Origin of the sequence: Variovorax paradoxus (genome assembly GCF_030811855.1) — a bacterium.
In the GTDB taxonomy this organism is placed as follows: domain Bacteria; phylum Pseudomonadota; class Gammaproteobacteria; order Burkholderiales; family Burkholderiaceae_C; genus Variovorax; species Variovorax paradoxus_L.
Window position 1 is genome coordinate 528,886 of record NZ_JAUSRN010000001.1, and the last position, 15,065, is coordinate 543,950.

A 15,065-nucleotide genomic window follows, 5' to 3' on the forward strand; every position below is an offset into this window, starting at 1 on the left:
CCGCCGTCAGGCCGCGTTGCGGTTCGAGTTGGCATCGACCACCGCCAGCGCGGTCATGTTGACGATGCGGCGAACCGTCGACGACGGCGTGAGGATGTGCACCGAGCGCGCCGCGCCCAGCAGGATGCCGCCCACGGTGATGCCGCTGCCCGCCGCCATGCGCAGCAGGTTGTACGAAATGTTGGCCGCATCGACGTTGGGCATGATGAGCACGTTGGCCTCGGTCTCCAGCGCCGAGTCCGGAAACTCGTGGTCGAGGATCGACTTGGACAGCGCCGCGTCGCCACGCATCTCGCCCTCCACCGCAAGCTGAGGGTCGCTCGCCTTGATGAGTGCGAGCGCCTCGCGCATCTTCACCGCCGAGGCCGCGTCCGAGCCGCCGAAGTTCGAGTGCGACAGCAGTGCCACGCTCGGTGTCACGCCGAAGCGGCGCACCTCTTCGGCCGCAAGCAGCGCGATCTCGGCGATCTGCGCGGCATCGGGGTCGCGGTTGACGTGCGTGTCGCAAATGAAGAGCTGGCGCCCGGGCAGCATCAGCATCTGCATGGCGGCCAGGGTCTTGGTGCCGGGGCGCAGGCCGATCACGTCGCGCACATGGCCCAGGTGGTCGCCGTAGCCGCCGAGCGTGCCGCACAGCATGGCGTCGGCACGGCCCTGGCGCACCAACATGGCCGCGAGCAGCGTGCCGCGGCTGCGCATCTCGGTCTGCGCCACCAGGCGCGAGACGCCGTCGCGGCGCTTGAGCTGGTAGTACGCTTCGGCCGCATCGCCGTACACGCCGGGGTCGAGCAGGTCGACGGCCTCGCAGTCGGTGCCCAGCGTGAGGCGCAGGCCGTACTGCGCAATGCGCTCGGCAATCACGTCGGGGCGGCCCAGCAGCAGCGGACGCGCCAGGCCTTCGTCGACCACCACCTGCGCGGCGCGCAGCACGCGCTCGTCCTCGCCCTCCGCGTAGACTACGCGCTTGGGTGCCTGCTTGGCCGCGGCGAACAGCGGCTGCATGCTGCTGCCCGACTGGTAGACGAACTGCGACAGCCGCTGGCGGTAGGCCTTCATGTCGGCGATGGGCCGCGTCGCCACGCCGCTGTCCGCCGCGGCCTGCGCCACCGCGGGGGCGACGAACTCGATCAGGCGCGGGTCGAAGGGCTTGGGAATCAGGTAGTCGCGGCCGAAGCGCAAGCCGACCGCGCCATAGGCCTGCGCCACCACCTCGGGAATCTCGGCATGCGCGAGCTCGGCGATGGCGCGCACCGCCGCGAGCTTCATCTCCTCGTTGATGGTGGTCGCGCCCACGTCGAGCGCGCCACGGAAGATGAACGGAAAGCACAGGACGTTGTTGACCTGGTTCGGATAGTCCGACCGGCCGGTGCCGAGGATGGCGTCGGGGCGCACGGCCAGCGCGTCTTCCGGAAGGATTTCCGGCGTCGGGTTGGCCATGGCGAGGATGATCGGGTCGCGCGCCATCTCCTTCACCATCTCGGGCTTGAGCACGCCGCCGGCCGAGAGGCCGAGGAAGATGTCGGCGCCGGCGATCACGTCGGCCAGCTTGCGCGCCGAGGTGTCCTGCGCGTAGCGGGCCTTGTTCGGGTCCATCTGCTCCTTGCGGCCGGTGTAGACCACGCCCGCGCTGTCGGACACGAAGATGTTCTGCATTGGCAGGCCCAGGCTCACGATCAGGTCGAGGCAGGCCAGCGCCGCCGCACCGGCGCCGGAGGCCACCAGCTTCACCTCGCGGATGTCCTTCTTCACATGCCGCAGCGCATTGAGGATGGCCGCGGCCGCGACGATGGCGGTGCCGTGCTGGTCGTCGTGAAAGACCGGGATCTTCATGCGCTCGCGCAGCTTCTTCTCGATGTAGAAGCACTCGGGCGCCTTGATGTCTTCCAGGTTGATGCCGCCGAAGGTGGGCTCCATGCGCGCGATGGTGTCGATCAGCGCGTCGGGGTCGTTCTCGTCGAGCTCGATGTCGAACACGTCGATGCCGGCGAATTTCTTGAACAGGCAGGCCTTGCCTTCCATCACCGGCTTGCCGGCCAACGCACCGATGTTGCCCAGGCCCAGCACCGCGGTGCCGTTGGTGATGACGGCCACCAGGTTGGCGCGCGAGGTGAGGTTCATCGCCTCGGCCGGGTCGCGCACGATCTCCATGCAGGCCTCGGCCACGCCGGGCGAGTACGCGAGCGCGAGGTCGCGCTGCGTGGCCATCGGCTTGGTCGGGTTCACCGAAATCTTGCCCGGCGTGGGAAAGCGGTGGTAGTCGAGGGCGGCTTCGCGCAGTTTTTCGTCGGACATGGTGTCTCCGTGGAATGTCATTGAGGGACGGCCGTGCGGCCGCCGGCCAGCCAGTTGCGCAGCCCGCACAGCAGCGCCGCGGGCTGGTCGGCGTGCACCCAGTGGCCCGCGTCGGCAATGCGCTCGGCTCCCGCACGCGGAAAAAGCGCGCGGATGCCGGCGAACGACGCAGGCCGCACGTAGTCGGACTCCGCGCCGTGGACGAAGAGCGCGGGCCCGGCGTAGCGCGCTTCGCGCAGCGTTTCGGGAAAACCGCAAAGCTCGCGCATGCACAGGCCCGTGGCGAGCAGGTTCAGCCGCCAGTCGAAGCGGTCGTTCTGCCGGCGCAGGCTCTGCATCAGGTAGTCGGCCGGAGTCTCGGCGCCGAGGTTGTCGGCCAGCGCCTGCTGGATCTCGCGGCGGCTGGCGGCGCTCGCCATCTCCAGGCTGCGCATCGCCGACACGTATGACGAGAACTGGCCGGCGTAGCTCTCGGGGGCGATGTCGATCACCGCGATGCCGCCGATGGCCTCGGGATGCGAGAGGGCCAGGGCCATGGCGGTCTTGCCGCCCATGCTGTGGCCGATCACGAAGGGCCGCCGCATTTGCTCGCGTTCGATCAGCGCGAGCACGTCGCCCGCCATTTCCACGTACGACATCGATTCGGCCCAGGGCGAGGCGCCATGGTTGCGGGCATCGGGCAGGTAGACGCGGTGGTCCGCCGCCAGCGCCTGCGCAACCTGCGACCAGTTGCGCCCCGCGCCGAACAGGCCGTGCAGGATCACCACCGGAGGTCCCGACCCCAGGGCTTCGAACGCCAGTGCAAGCGGCATCGTTGCGGCCTACTTCTTCTTCACCGGGGGCAGGTCGGTGCACACCCCTTCGAACAGCTCGGCCGCCATACCGATGGATTCGCCGAGCGTCGGATGCGGATGAATGGTCTTGCCGATGTCACCCGGCTCGCAGCCCATTTCGATGGCCAGGCACACCTCGCTGATCAGGTCGCCCGCATGCGTGCCGACGATGCCGCCACCGACGATGCGGTGCGTGGCCTCGTCGAACAACAGCTTGGTGAAACCCTCGTCGCGCCCGTTGGCGATGGCGCGGCCCGATGCGGCCCAGGGGAACACTGCCTTGCCGATCTTCAGGCCCTCGGCCTTGCACTGCTCTTCCGTCTTGCCGGCCCACGCCACCTCGGGGTCGGTATAGGCCACCGAGGGAATCTGCCGGGCATCGAAGAACGCCGCCTCGCCGTGCGCCGCCTCGGCCGCCACATGCGCCTCGTGCACCGCCTTGTGAGCCAGCATGGGCTGGCCCACGATGTCGCCGATGGCGAAGATGTGCGGGACGTTGGTGCGCATCTGCTTGTCGACGTCGATGAAGCCTCGGTCGGTGACGGCCACGCCGGCCTTGTCGGCCGCGATCTTCTTGCTGTTGGGGCTGCGGCCCACGGCCACCAGCACGAGGTCGTAGACCTGCGGGGCCGAAGGCGCCTTCTCGCCTTCGAAGCTGACCTCGATGCCGGCCTTGGTGGCCTTGGCACCGACGGTCTTCGTCTTGAGCATCACGTTGTCGAAACGCGGCGCGTTGAACTTCTCCCACACCTTGACGAGGTCGCGGTCGGCGCCCTGCATCAGGCCGTCGAGCATTTCGACCACGTCGATGCGCGTACCCAGCGTCGAGTACACCGTGGCCATTTCCAGGCCGATGATGCCGCCGCCGATCACCAGCATGCGCTTGGGAATGCCCTTGAGCAGCAGCGCGCCGGTGGAGTCGACGACGCGGTCGTCCTCCGGCATGAAGGGCAGCTTCACGGCCTGCGAGCCCGCGGCGATGATGGCCTTGGCGAACTTCACCACCTTCTTCGCGCCGCCCTCGCCCACCACCTCGACGTGGTACGCATCAAGGAAGCTGCCAACGCCGGTGACCACCTCGACCTTGCGCGCCTTCGCCATGCCGGCCAGGCCGCCGGTGAGCTTCTTGATGACGCCGTCCTTGAAGCCGCGCAGCGCGTCGATGTCGACCTCGGGCGCGGCGAACTTGATGCCATGCTTGGCGAGCAGCTTCACCTCGTCCATCACGCCGGCCGTGTGCAGCAGCGCCTTCGAGGGAATGCAGCCCACGTTGAGGCATACGCCGCCGAGCGTGACGTAGCGTTCGACCAGCACGGTTTTCATGCCGAGGTCCGCGCTGCGGAACGCGGCCGAGTAGCCGCCGGGGCCGGCGCCGAGCACGAGCACTTCGCACTCGATGTCGGCCTTGCCGGTGTAGCTGCCGGCGGCTGCGGTTTGGCCCCCTCCCCCTCTGGGGGAGGGCAGGGGTGGGGGCACTTGCCCACCGGTCGCTGCCTGTGCAGAAGCAGCGGCCCCCACCCTGCCCTCCCCCGGAGGGGGAGGGGAAGATGAAGAAGCACCCGCGGTCTCGATCACCAGGATCACCGACCCTTCGCTCACCTTGTCGCCGAGCCCGATCTTCAGTTCCTTCACGGTGCCCGCATGGCTCGACGGAATCTCCATCGAAGCCTTGTCGGACTCCACCATGATCAACCCGGTATCGACCGCGATGACCTCGCCAGGCTTGACCAGCAGTTCGATGACCGCGACATCCTTGAATTCGCCGATGTCCGGGACCTTGACTTCCACCATGTGTGCCATTGGGAGCTTCCTTCAGAACAGCACGCGCCGCAGGTCGGCGAGCACGTTGGCGAAATAGACGTTGAAGCGCGCGGCGGCGGCGCCGTCGATCACGCGGTGGTCCCACGAGAGGGACAGCGGCAGCGTGAGGCGCGAGGTGTAGGTCTTGCCGTCACTGGAGTGCTGCTTCCAGTAGCTCTTGCACACGCCCATGATGGCGACCTCGGGCGCATTGATGATCGGCGTGAAATAGATGCCGCCGATGCCACCCAGCGAGCTGATGGTGAAGGTGCCGCCCGACATCTGGTCGGGCTTGAGCTTGCCGTCTCGCGCGAGCTTGGCGAGCTCGCCCATCTCCTTGGCGATGTCGGGCACGCTCTTCTTGTCGACGTCGCGGATCACCGGCACCATGAGCCCGTTGGGCGTGTCGGCCGCAAAGCCGATGTGCCAGTAGTTCTTGAGCACCAGGGCATCACCGTCGAGGCTGGCGTTGAACTCCGGAAACTTCTTCAGCGCAGCCACGGCCGCCTTCATCATGAAGGGCAGCATGCTGATCTTGACGCCCGACTTTTCCAGCTCCTTGTTCATTTGCACCCGGAACTGCTCGAGGTCGGTGATGTCGGCCTCGTCGTGCGTCGTTACATGCGGAATGACGACCCAGTTGCGGTGCAGGTTGGCGGCGCTGATCTTCTTGATGCGTGACAGTTCTTTTCGCTCGGTCGGGCCGAACTTGGCGAAGTCGACCTTGGGCCAGGGCAAGAGGTCGATGCCGCCGACGCCACCGCCCGCGGGCGCTGCGGCAGCCTTGCCGGCGGCCGGTGCGGCGGCTGCGCCACCGCCCTTCGCAAACGCCTCGACGTCGGCGCGCACGATGCGGCCATGGTCGCCGGTGCCCTTGATCTTGCCGAGGTCGACGCCGAGCTCGCGGGCGAGCTTGCGCACGGCGGGGCCGGCGTAGGCGAGCGCGAAGCCGGCTTCGATCTCCGCATTGCCGGCAGACAGCGCCGCCGCCGCTGCTGTATCACTCCCTCTCCCGCTCGCAGGAGAGGGCTGGGGTGAAGTGGCGGTAGCCGCCACAGGCGCATCGCCCGTAGCAAGCGAAAGAATCACAGACCCCTCGCTCACCTTGTCGCCGATCTTGATGCCGATGGCCGTCACCACGCCCGACAGCGGCGCGGGCACGTCCATCGTGGCCTTGTCCGATTCGAGCGAGACGATCGGGTCTTCGGCCTTCACCGTGTCGCCGACCTTCACGAAGATCTCGATGACCGGCACGTCCTTAAAGTCGCCGATGTCGGGCACGCGCACCTCGGCCACGCCGGCTGGCGCGTTGGTGGCCGCAGGCGCGGCGCTCACGCTGGGCTTGGCGGCTTCGGCCGGCGCCGGGGCAGCAGCGCCGCCCTCGGCCTTGAAGGTCATGATGACGCTGCCTTCGCTGACCTTGTCGCCCAGCTTCACAGAGATGGACTCGACCACCCCGCCGCGCGGCGCGGGCACTTCCATCGTCGCCTTGTCGGATTCGAGCGAGACCAGCGGGTCTTCGGCCTTCACCGTGTCGCCGGGCTTCACGAAGATTTCGATGACGGGCACATCGCTGAAGTCGCCGATGTCGGGAACCTTGATGTCGATTGCGTTGCTCATTAAATAAACTCCGTGCTTCGCACTGCGTTGCGAGCTTGCTTGGGGCGGCCCAGCGCTGCGCTCATGTTCTGCTGCCTTGCCTCAGACGGTCCAGGGGGCTGCGCGCTCGGCATCGAGCCCGTACTTCGCGATGGCCTCGGCCACCACGGCGTGCTTGATCACGCCGTCGTCGGCCAGCGCCTTGAGCGCGGCCACGGCCACGTGCCAGCGATCAACCTCGAAGAAGCGGCGCAGCTTGCGGCGGTAGTCGCTGCGGCCGAAGCCGTCGGTGCCCAGCACGGTGTAGCGCCGGCCTGCGGCCTGCACGTACTCGCGCACCTGGTCGGCGTAGTTGCGCATGTAGTCGGTGGCCGCGATGACCGGGCCGTCATGGCCTTCGAGACATTGCTCGACGTGGCTCTTGCGCGCCGGCTCGGTCGGGTGCAGCCGGCTCCAGCGCTCGGCGGCCATGCCGTCGCGACGCAGCTCGTTGTAGCTGGTGGCGCTCCACACGTCGGCGGCAATGCCGAAGTCGGCCTTCAGCAGCTCGGCCGCGAACATCACTTCGCGCAGGATGGTGCCGCTGCCCATGAGCTGCACGCGGTGGCCCTTCTTGGGCGTCTTGCCGCCGTCGCTCAACTGGTAGAGCCCCTTGAGAATGCCCGCCTCGCTGCCCTCGGGCATGCCCGGGTGCGGGTAGTTCTCGTTCATGAGGGTGATGTAGTAATACACGTCCTCCTGCTCGGCGTACATGCGGCGCATGCCGTCGCGCACGATGGCCACCACCTCGTAGGCGAAGGTCGGGTCGTACGAAACGCAGTTGGGAATGGTGCCCGCCAGGATGTGGCTGTGGCCGTCTTCGTGCTGCAGGCCTTCGCCGTTGAGCGTGGTGCGCCCCGCGGTGCCGCCCAAGAGGAAGCCCCGCGCACGCATGTCGCCGGCCAGCCAGGCCAGGTCGCCCACGCGCTGCAGGCCGAACATCGAGTAGTAGATGTAGAACGGAATCATCGGCACGTTGTTCGTGCTGTACGAAGTGGCCGCGACGATCCAGCTGGACATCGCGCCGCCCTCGTTGATGCCTTCCTGCAGTACCTGCCCGTCCTTCGACTCGCGGTAGTACATGAGCTGGTCGGCGTCCTGCGGCTTGTAGAGCTGGCCGAGCGACGACCAGATGCCCAGCTGGCGGAACATGCCTTCCATGCCGAAGGTACGCGACTCGTCGGGCACGATGGGCACCACGTGCTTGCCGATCTGCTTGTCGCGCACCAGCGTGCCGAGCATCTGCACGAAGGCCATGGTGGTGGAGATCTCGCGCTCGCCGGTGTCCTTGAGCAGGCGCTCGAAGGTGGAAAGCGGCGGAATCTCGAGCGCGGTCGACTTGCGGCGGCGCTGCGGCAGGTAGCCGCCGAGCGCGGCGCGGCGCTCGCGCAGGTACTTCATCTCCGGGCTGTCTTCGGCCAACTGGATGAACGGCACGTTGGGCAACTCTTCATCGGACACCGGGATCTGGAAGCGGTCGCGAAAGCCGCGCAGCGCGTCCTGAGTCATCTTCTTGGCCTGGTGCGCGATCATCTGGCCCTCGCCCGATTCGCCCATGCCGTAGCCTTTCACCGTCTTGGGCAGGATCAGCGTGGGCTGGCCCTTGTGCTTGACGGCCGCGGCGTAGGCGGCGAAGACCTTCTCGGGGTCGTGGCCACCACGCGTGAGGCCCCAGATCTCGTCGTCGCTCATGTCGGCGACCAGCGCCTTCGTCTCGTCGTACTTGCCGAAGAAATGCTCGCGCACGTAGGCGCCGCTCTTGCTCTTGAAGTCCTGGTATTCGCCGTCCACGCACTCTTCCATGCGCTGCAGCAGCTTGCCGCTCTTGTCCTTCGCGAGCAGCGCGTCCCAGCCGCTGCCCCAGAGCACCTTAATCACATTCCAGCCAGCGCCGCGGAACACGGACTCCAGCTCCTGCACGATCTTGCCGTTGCCGCGCACGGGGCCGTCCAGGCGCTGCAGGTTGCAGTTGATGACGAACACGAGGTTGTCCAGGCTCTCGCGGCCCGCGAGCGAGATGGCGCCGAGCGATTCGGGCTCGTCCATCTCGCCGTCGCCCATGAAGGCCCAGACCTTGCGCGGCGCCGTGTCGGCGAGACCGCGTCCGTGCAGGTACTTGAGAAAGCGCGCCTGGTAGATCGCCATCAGCGGGCCCAGGCCCATCGACACCGTGGGAAACTGCCAGAAATCGGGCATGAGCCACGGGTGCGGGTACGACGGGATGCCGCCGCCCTCGGACTCCTGGCGGTAGTTGAGCAACTGCTGCTCGCTCAGGCGGCCTTCGAGAAAGGCGCGTGCATAGATGCCGGGCGAGCTGTGGCCCTGGATGAACAGCAGGTCACCGCCGTGCGTGTCGGTGGCCGCATGCCAGAAGTGGCCGAAGCCGATGTCATAGAGCGTGGCCGCCGACTGGAAGCTCGCAATGTGGCCGCCGAGCTCCGACGAGTCCTTGTTGGCGCGCAGGATGATCGCCATCGCGTTCCAGCGGATGATCGAGCGCAGGCGGTGCTCGATCTCTCGGTTGCCGGGCGACTTTTCTTCCTGCTCGGGCGGGATGGTGTTCTTGTAGGCCGTGTTCAGCGAACGGGGCACGTACACCCCGTCGCGCCGGCCCTGGTCGACCAGGCGATTCAACAGAAAGTTCGTACGTTCGCTGCCGCGGTGTTGTTGCACCGCGCCGAGCGCGTCGATCCACTCGCCGGTTTCCGTGGGGTCAAGGTCGCCCATGCTGCTCATCGGTTTGTCTCCTGTGTCATGGCCAGGATCCGCATCGAGCGACGCGGCCGGCCTTGTTACAGAGCAATCGATGTGCCACGCGGCGCGCCGCGCGCAACGCCCGCTAAGTCGTTGATTTCATGACAGATGAGGTGGGCATGGAACGCGTGCGCTGCCGACGATCCGGATGCGGGGCAAGGAGCCCGTCCGAATCGCCGGACCGGAGGTTAGGGCAAACCCTGAGAGCCAAATCTGCGAGATCGGCTTAGTCCCGAGGGGTCGTATTTGTCCCGTCAATCCAGCTCGGACCGCGCCATGAGCCCGCGCTTGCGCACTCGGTAGGCCAACTGGGGACGCGTGATGCCCAGCACCCGCGCAGCCGCCGAAAGGTTGCCACCGCATTGCTCCAGCGCGCGGCGGATCAGCGTCTCTTCCACCTGCCCCAAGGAACCAGGGCCGACGCGGTCCGGCGCGACGTGGCTTGCGGGCATGGCCTGCCGGGGCAAGGCGCCGGCAGCGCCAACGCCCGCGAGGTGCCCATCCGGCCGCACCGACAACACGTTCTTGTCCAGCGTCTCGCCGCTTGTGAACAGGTGGTGCACGTCGAGCAGGCTGCCATCGGGCGCCACGATCACGGCGCGTTCGATGAGGTTCTGCAGTTCGCGGATGTTGCCGGGGTAGTCGTAGTTCAGCAGCGCCTTGACGGCGGATTGCGTGAAGCCAGTGGCCTGCCGGCCGTGCTTGCGGCCGTAGTGCTGCAGAAAATGGCTCATCAAAAGCGGCACGTCGTCGCGCCGCTCGCGCAGCGGCGGCAGGTGAATGGGAAAGACGTTGAGCCGGAAGAACAGGTCGTCGCGAAACCTGCCCTCGCGCACGGCCTGGCGCAGATCGACGTTGGTGGCCGCGATGACGCGCGTGTCGACCTGAACGCTGCGTGTGCTGCCCACGCGCTCGACCTCGCCCTCCTGCAATGTGCGCAGCAGCTTGCCCTGGGCCGCGTAGCTCAGCGTGCCGATCTCGTCCAGGAACAACGTGCCGCCGTGGGCGCGCTCGAAGCGGCCCGGCCGCGCCGCACCGGCGCCGGTGTAGGCGCCGCGCTCCACGCCAAACAGCTCCGACTCGATCAGCGTCTCCGGAATGGCCGCGCAGTTCACGGCGACGAAGGGCTTGTCGCGCCGCGGGCTGATGCTGTGCAGCATGCTTGCGAACTTTTCCTTGCCGACGCCGGACTCGCCGGTAAAGAGCACGGTGGCCGTGGTCGGCGCCACGCGGTGCAGCAGGTGGCAGGCCGCATTGAATGCCGATGACGCGCCCACCATCGCGTCGCTCTTGCGCGGCGGCGTGGGCAGCTCGGCGGCCCGCGGCGCCGCGCCACCGTGGGGCGACGCGCCGACGGCAACGCCCACGAAATCGCGTGCGCGCAGGTAGCGCATGTCTTCTTCCACGTCGTCCCAGCGCTCGGCGGATTTTCCGATCACGCGGCAATGGTTCTCGCCCATCGAGCGACAGGCGACCTCGCGAAACACCACCAGCCGCCCGAACAGCGTGCTGACGTAGCCGGTGGCATAGCCCACCTGCATCCAGCAGGCCGGCGAGCCGCCGATGCCGTAGGCCGCAATGTGCTCGTCGTCTTCGACCGAGTGGTGCCAGATGAACTCGCCCTCGTAGTCCGAGGTCTCGGGGTCGTAGCGCGCGTGCACCAGCTCGACCTTCACCAGCCCTTCCAGCGCATGCAGGCGGGTGCCGGCCATGGCGGCCGCAGCCGGCTCGGCCTCGGGCCAGTGCTTGCGCACCAGCTGCGCGTCGCGCGCGCCGCTGACGTAGCCGGCGCGGGTGAACAGGCCGCGTGCCTTCTCCTGGCCCAGGCTGTCGATCAGCTCACGCCTGAGGGACCCCAGCGCTTCGGTATGCAGCAGCACCATGCGCTGGTCCTGCAGCCAGATGCGGCCGTCACCGGGCGAAAAGAACAGGCACTCGCTGATGTCGGCAATGGTCGGGTGCTCTTCGCTGCCCACGTGCGAGGCGTCGAAGCGGCTCATCGCACGCGCCACGTCGGCGCCGTCGAAACGGCCCAGCGCGGCGCCGGTGGCGCGCGCCACCTCGGCCAGGGAGATGCGCCCGGGGACCGGTGAGGCAATGGCTTTGGTCAATTTCGGGTTCATCGTTTGGTGAAACGGGCGGCCGATTCTTGAGCATTTGGTGAAAGCCCGGATCAGGGTAAACCAGTTATTCACGATAACTATTACAACCCCGGGAATTCCCCTAACCCCCGAATGAAAACGGCCTCGCGCCGCGGCGCTGGGCCACCCCGCCACGGCGTCGTTGGTACGCCCGTTGCGAAAAGAAGGCGGTGCCGCGGCATTTCCATCCGCGGGCAGCCGATCAACTTTTTTCGCAAGGGGTGAGTCATGGGTGTTTCACAGAAGCTGGCGTTCCTGGACCCGGCGGCCTGGGCCGGCAAGGTGTTCAACGGCGCGTGGGTCGCGTCCGCAGGCGGTGTGCGCAACGTCGTCGAACCGGCCACGGGCCAGGTGATGGCGAGCGTCGGCATTGCCGACGCGCAGGACGTCGCGCTGGCCACGGCCGCCGCGGCGCAGGCGCAGAAAAATTGGGCGCAGGTGGCGCCGCGCGAGAAGGCCGCGGTGTTCCTGCGCGCCGCGGGGCTGTTCGAACAGCACTTCGACGAGCTGGCGATGTATGTGGCCCGGGAGACCGGCGCCATCCTGCCCAAGGGGCAGCACGAAGTGCGCGAGGCCATCACCCTGTGCCACCTGGCGGCGGCCATGCCCTTGCAGTCGCAGGGCCAGGTGTTGCCGAGCGCGCATGGCACCACCAGCCTGGCGCGGCGCGTGCCGCGCGGCGTGGTGGGCGTGATCTCGCCCTTCAACTTTCCGCTCATCCTCACGCTTCGCACCGTGGCGCCGGCCCTCGCTGCCGGCAACGGCGTGGTGGTCAAGCCCGACTCGCGCACGCCGGTGAGCGGCGGCTTCATGATCGCCCGCGTGTTCGAAGTGGCGGGCCTGCCGGCCGGCCTGCTGCAGGTGCTGCCCGGCGACGCCGCCGCCGGTGAAGCGCTGGTGACCGATGCGCACGTGCCGATGATCGCTTTCACCGGCTCGCCCGCCGTGGGCCGTCGCATCGGCGAGCTGGCGGGGCGCCATCTGAAGAAGGTCACGCTGGAGCTGGGCGGCGCCAACTCGCTGATCGTCCTGGAAGACGCCGACCTCGACATCGCGGCCAGCAATGCCGCCTGGGGCGCCTACCTGCACCAGGGGCAGATCTGCATGGCGACCAATCGCATCATCGTGCACGAAAACATTGCCGCAGCCTTCACGCAGCGGCTGGTCGCGAAGGCCCAGCACCTGCCGGTGGGCGACGGTGCCAGCGGCCAGGTGGCCCTGGGGCCGCTGATCGACGCGAAGCAGCGCGACCGCGTGCACGCCATCGTGCAGGACAGCATCGCAGCCGGCGCTCAGGTGCTGGCCGGCGGCACCAGCGAAGGCCTCTTCTACAAGCCCACCGTGCTGGCCAACGTGAAGGCCGGCATGCGCGTGTACGACGAGGAAGTGTTCGGCCCCGTCGCCAACATCATCACCTTCAGCACCGACGACGAGGCCGTGGCCCTGGCCAACAACCACCAGGGCAGCCTGGCGTCGGCGGTGATCTCGCCTTCGATCGGCCGCGCCATGGCCATGGCCGCGCAGTTGAACTCCGGCATGGTCCACATCAACGACCAGACCGTCAACGACGAGTGCGTCAACCCCTTCGGCGGACCCGGCATCGCCGGCAACGGCAGCAGCGTGGGCGGCCCGGCCGATTGGGAGGAATACACCCAGTGGCAGTGGCTGACCATCAAGCAGGCGCCGCATCCCTATCCATTCTGAGTGCCAGTTGGCTATTGAACCCACGAGGAGACATTTCATGCAGCTTCAAGGAAAAACCATCGTCGTCACCGGCGTGTCGTCGGGCATCGGCGCCGAGGTGGTGCGCATCGCGCGCTTTGCCGGCGCCCGCGTCATCGGCGTGGACCGCAACGACCCGAGCCTCACGCTCGACGGCTTCGTCAAGGCCGACCTGAGTTCCGTCGCCGCCATCGATGCGGCCGTGGCGCAATTGCCCGAGCGCTTCGATGCGCTATGCAACATCGCCGGCGTGCCCGGCACGGCGCCCGTCAAGCTGGTGGCCGACATCAACTATTTGGGGCTGCGCCACCTGACGGAGCAGGCGCTGCCCCGCATCCCGCGCGGCGGCTCCATCGTCAACGTGGCCTCCATCCTCGGCGCCGAATGGCCGCAGCGACTGGCGCCGCACAAGGCCTTGGCCGCTGCGCAGAGCTTCGAGGCCGGCGCCCATTGGCTGCGCGACCACCCCGTGCCGCAGGAGAGCTGCTACCAGTACTTCAAGGAAGCGCTGATCGTCTGGAGCGCCACGCAGTCGCAGCAATGGTTTCTGGATCGCGGCGTGCGCATGAACTGCGTGGCGCCGGGCCCGGTGTTCACGCCGATCCTGGGCGACTTCGTGAGCATGCTCGGCCAGGAGCGCGTGCAGGCCGATGCGCACCGCATGCTGCGCCCCGGGTTCGCCGACGAGATCGCGCCGGTGATCGCCTGGCTGTGCAGCGACGAGGCGCGCTGGATCAGCGGCGCCAACATCCCGGTCGATGGCGGCCTGGCTTCCACCTACATCTGAACGCCCGATGACCCGCACTTCCATTGCTGCCGTGCTCGACGCGGCGCCCCTCGACCCGGCGCTGGCCGGCTTTCTGGCGCAGGCCACCGCCCAAGGCAACCCGCCGCTGGAGTCGCTGCCGCCGCCGGTGGCTCGCCAGCTCTACCGCGAGTTGGCCGCCGGACTGGGCCTGCCGGCACCGGCCATCGCATCGGCGGACGACCGCGTCATCGAAGGACCCGGGAGCCCGTTGACGCTGCGTGTCTACCGGCCCGACGCCCCGGGGCCGCTGCCCTTGCTGATGTACGTGCACGGTGGCGGCTTCGTGATCGGCGATCTCGAAACCCACGACAAGGTGTGCCGCACGCTGTGCCACGACGTCGCCGCCGTGGTGGTGGCGGTGGACTACCGGCTGGCGCCCGAACATCCCTTTCCGGCGGCGGTGGACGACGTGGCCTGCGCGCTGCGCTGGGTGGCAGGGCACGCGCACGCGCTCGGCGCCGATCCGTCGCGCATGGCGCTGGCCGGCGACAGCGCGGGCGCGCAGCTCGCCGCCGTGGCGGCGCTGCGTTCAACCGGCACCATTGCGCCGCGGGCGCTGGGCCTCATCTATCCGGTCGCCCAGCACTACAGCGAACCGAGCCCATCGCTGGCCGAGAACGGCGAGGGCAAGTTCCTCACCACCGGTGTCATGCAGTGGTTCATCGATTGCTACCTGGGCGCGCGCCAGGAGCTGGCGCGGCACCCCGATTTCGCGCTGCTGCAGTCGCAGGCCCTCGGCACGCTACCGCCCACCTGGCTGGCCACCATGGGCCACGACCCGCTGCGCGACGAAGGCTATGCGCTGGCGCTGCGCATTGCCGATGCCGGCGTTCCGACCGAGCACCGCCACTACGCCGGCGCCATTCACGCCTGCATTCACTTCACCGCCGTATCTCTACTGGGTAACCAGGTGATGGGCGACATGGCCGCGTGGCTGCGCGCGCAACTGTCGTCCCGCGTTTCCTAAGGGTTTCAAGTGCGCGGATCGCTCATGAACATGTTCAGGCGCCGCGTAGGAGAGCCACTGTCAGCAAGACGCGTCAAAACGGCATGGCACCGCGGCTTCGCAGCGGTCAA

Annotated in this window: 9 protein-coding genes; 3 read left to right on the forward strand and 6 right to left on the reverse strand. The window is 67.9% G+C overall.

The genetic code is table 11. The features are described 5' to 3' along the window. Window positions 1–6: 6 nt before the first annotated feature. The 6 genes from J2X92_RS02755 to J2X92_RS02780 form a co-directional block, all read right to left on the reverse strand. On the reverse strand, window positions 7–2,292 hold the full coding sequence (locus J2X92_RS02755; RefSeq protein WP_307573176.1) for an NADP-dependent malic enzyme: 2,286 nt from the start codon (window positions 2,290–2,292) through the stop codon (window positions 7–9). A 17-nt stretch (window positions 2,293–2,309) separates the two neighbouring features. After that, on the reverse strand, window positions 2,310–3,104 hold the full coding sequence (locus tag J2X92_RS02760) for an alpha/beta fold hydrolase (RefSeq protein WP_307573177.1): 795 nt from the start codon (window positions 3,102–3,104) through the stop codon (window positions 2,310–2,312). Window positions 3,105–3,113: 9 nt separating this feature from the next. Then, window positions 3,114–4,925: a dihydrolipoyl dehydrogenase gene (lpdA, locus tag J2X92_RS02765; protein WP_307573178.1), complete on the reverse strand. Its 1,812-nt coding sequence runs from the start codon at window positions 4,923–4,925 to the stop codon at window positions 3,114–3,116. A 12-nt stretch (window positions 4,926–4,937) separates the two neighbouring features. Continuing rightward, window positions 4,938–6,545, reverse strand: coding sequence for a dihydrolipoyllysine-residue acetyltransferase (aceF, locus tag J2X92_RS02770; RefSeq protein WP_307573179.1), 1,608 nt, complete (start codon window positions 6,543–6,545; stop codon window positions 4,938–4,940). Window positions 6,546–6,626: 81 nt separating this feature from the next. Next, window positions 6,627–9,299 (reverse strand): pyruvate dehydrogenase (acetyl-transferring), homodimeric type, encoded by a 2,673-nt coding sequence (gene aceE / locus J2X92_RS02775; RefSeq protein WP_307573181.1) that lies wholly within the window; start codon window positions 9,297–9,299, stop codon window positions 6,627–6,629. A gap of 272 nt (window positions 9,300–9,571) precedes the next feature. Continuing rightward, window positions 9,572–11,440 carry a sigma-54-dependent Fis family transcriptional regulator gene (locus J2X92_RS02780; RefSeq protein ID WP_307573182.1) on the reverse strand — a complete coding sequence of 623 codons (1,869 nt, stop codon included), beginning with the start codon at window positions 11,438–11,440 and terminating at the stop codon, window positions 9,572–9,574. Between the two features lie 246 nt (window positions 11,441–11,686). On the opposite strand from J2X92_RS02780, the gene J2X92_RS02785 reads away from it, so the two are divergent. The 3 genes from J2X92_RS02785 to J2X92_RS02795 are packed head-to-tail and all read left to right on the forward strand — an operon-like array spanning window position 11,687 to window position 14,955. Then, window positions 11,687–13,162, forward strand: coding sequence for a benzaldehyde dehydrogenase (locus J2X92_RS02785; RefSeq protein WP_307573184.1), 1,476 nt, complete (start codon window positions 11,687–11,689; stop codon window positions 13,160–13,162). Between the two features lie 37 nt (window positions 13,163–13,199). Next, the gene (locus tag J2X92_RS02790) at window positions 13,200–13,967 is read left to right on the forward strand and encodes a coniferyl-alcohol dehydrogenase (protein WP_307573185.1); all 768 of its coding nucleotides are present in this window, start codon (window positions 13,200–13,202) and stop codon (window positions 13,965–13,967) included. Between the two features lie 7 nt (window positions 13,968–13,974). Then, window positions 13,975–14,955, forward strand: coding sequence for an alpha/beta hydrolase (locus J2X92_RS02795; protein ID WP_307573187.1), 981 nt, complete (start codon window positions 13,975–13,977; stop codon window positions 14,953–14,955). The last annotated feature ends 110 nt before the right edge of the window (window positions 14,956–15,065 follow it).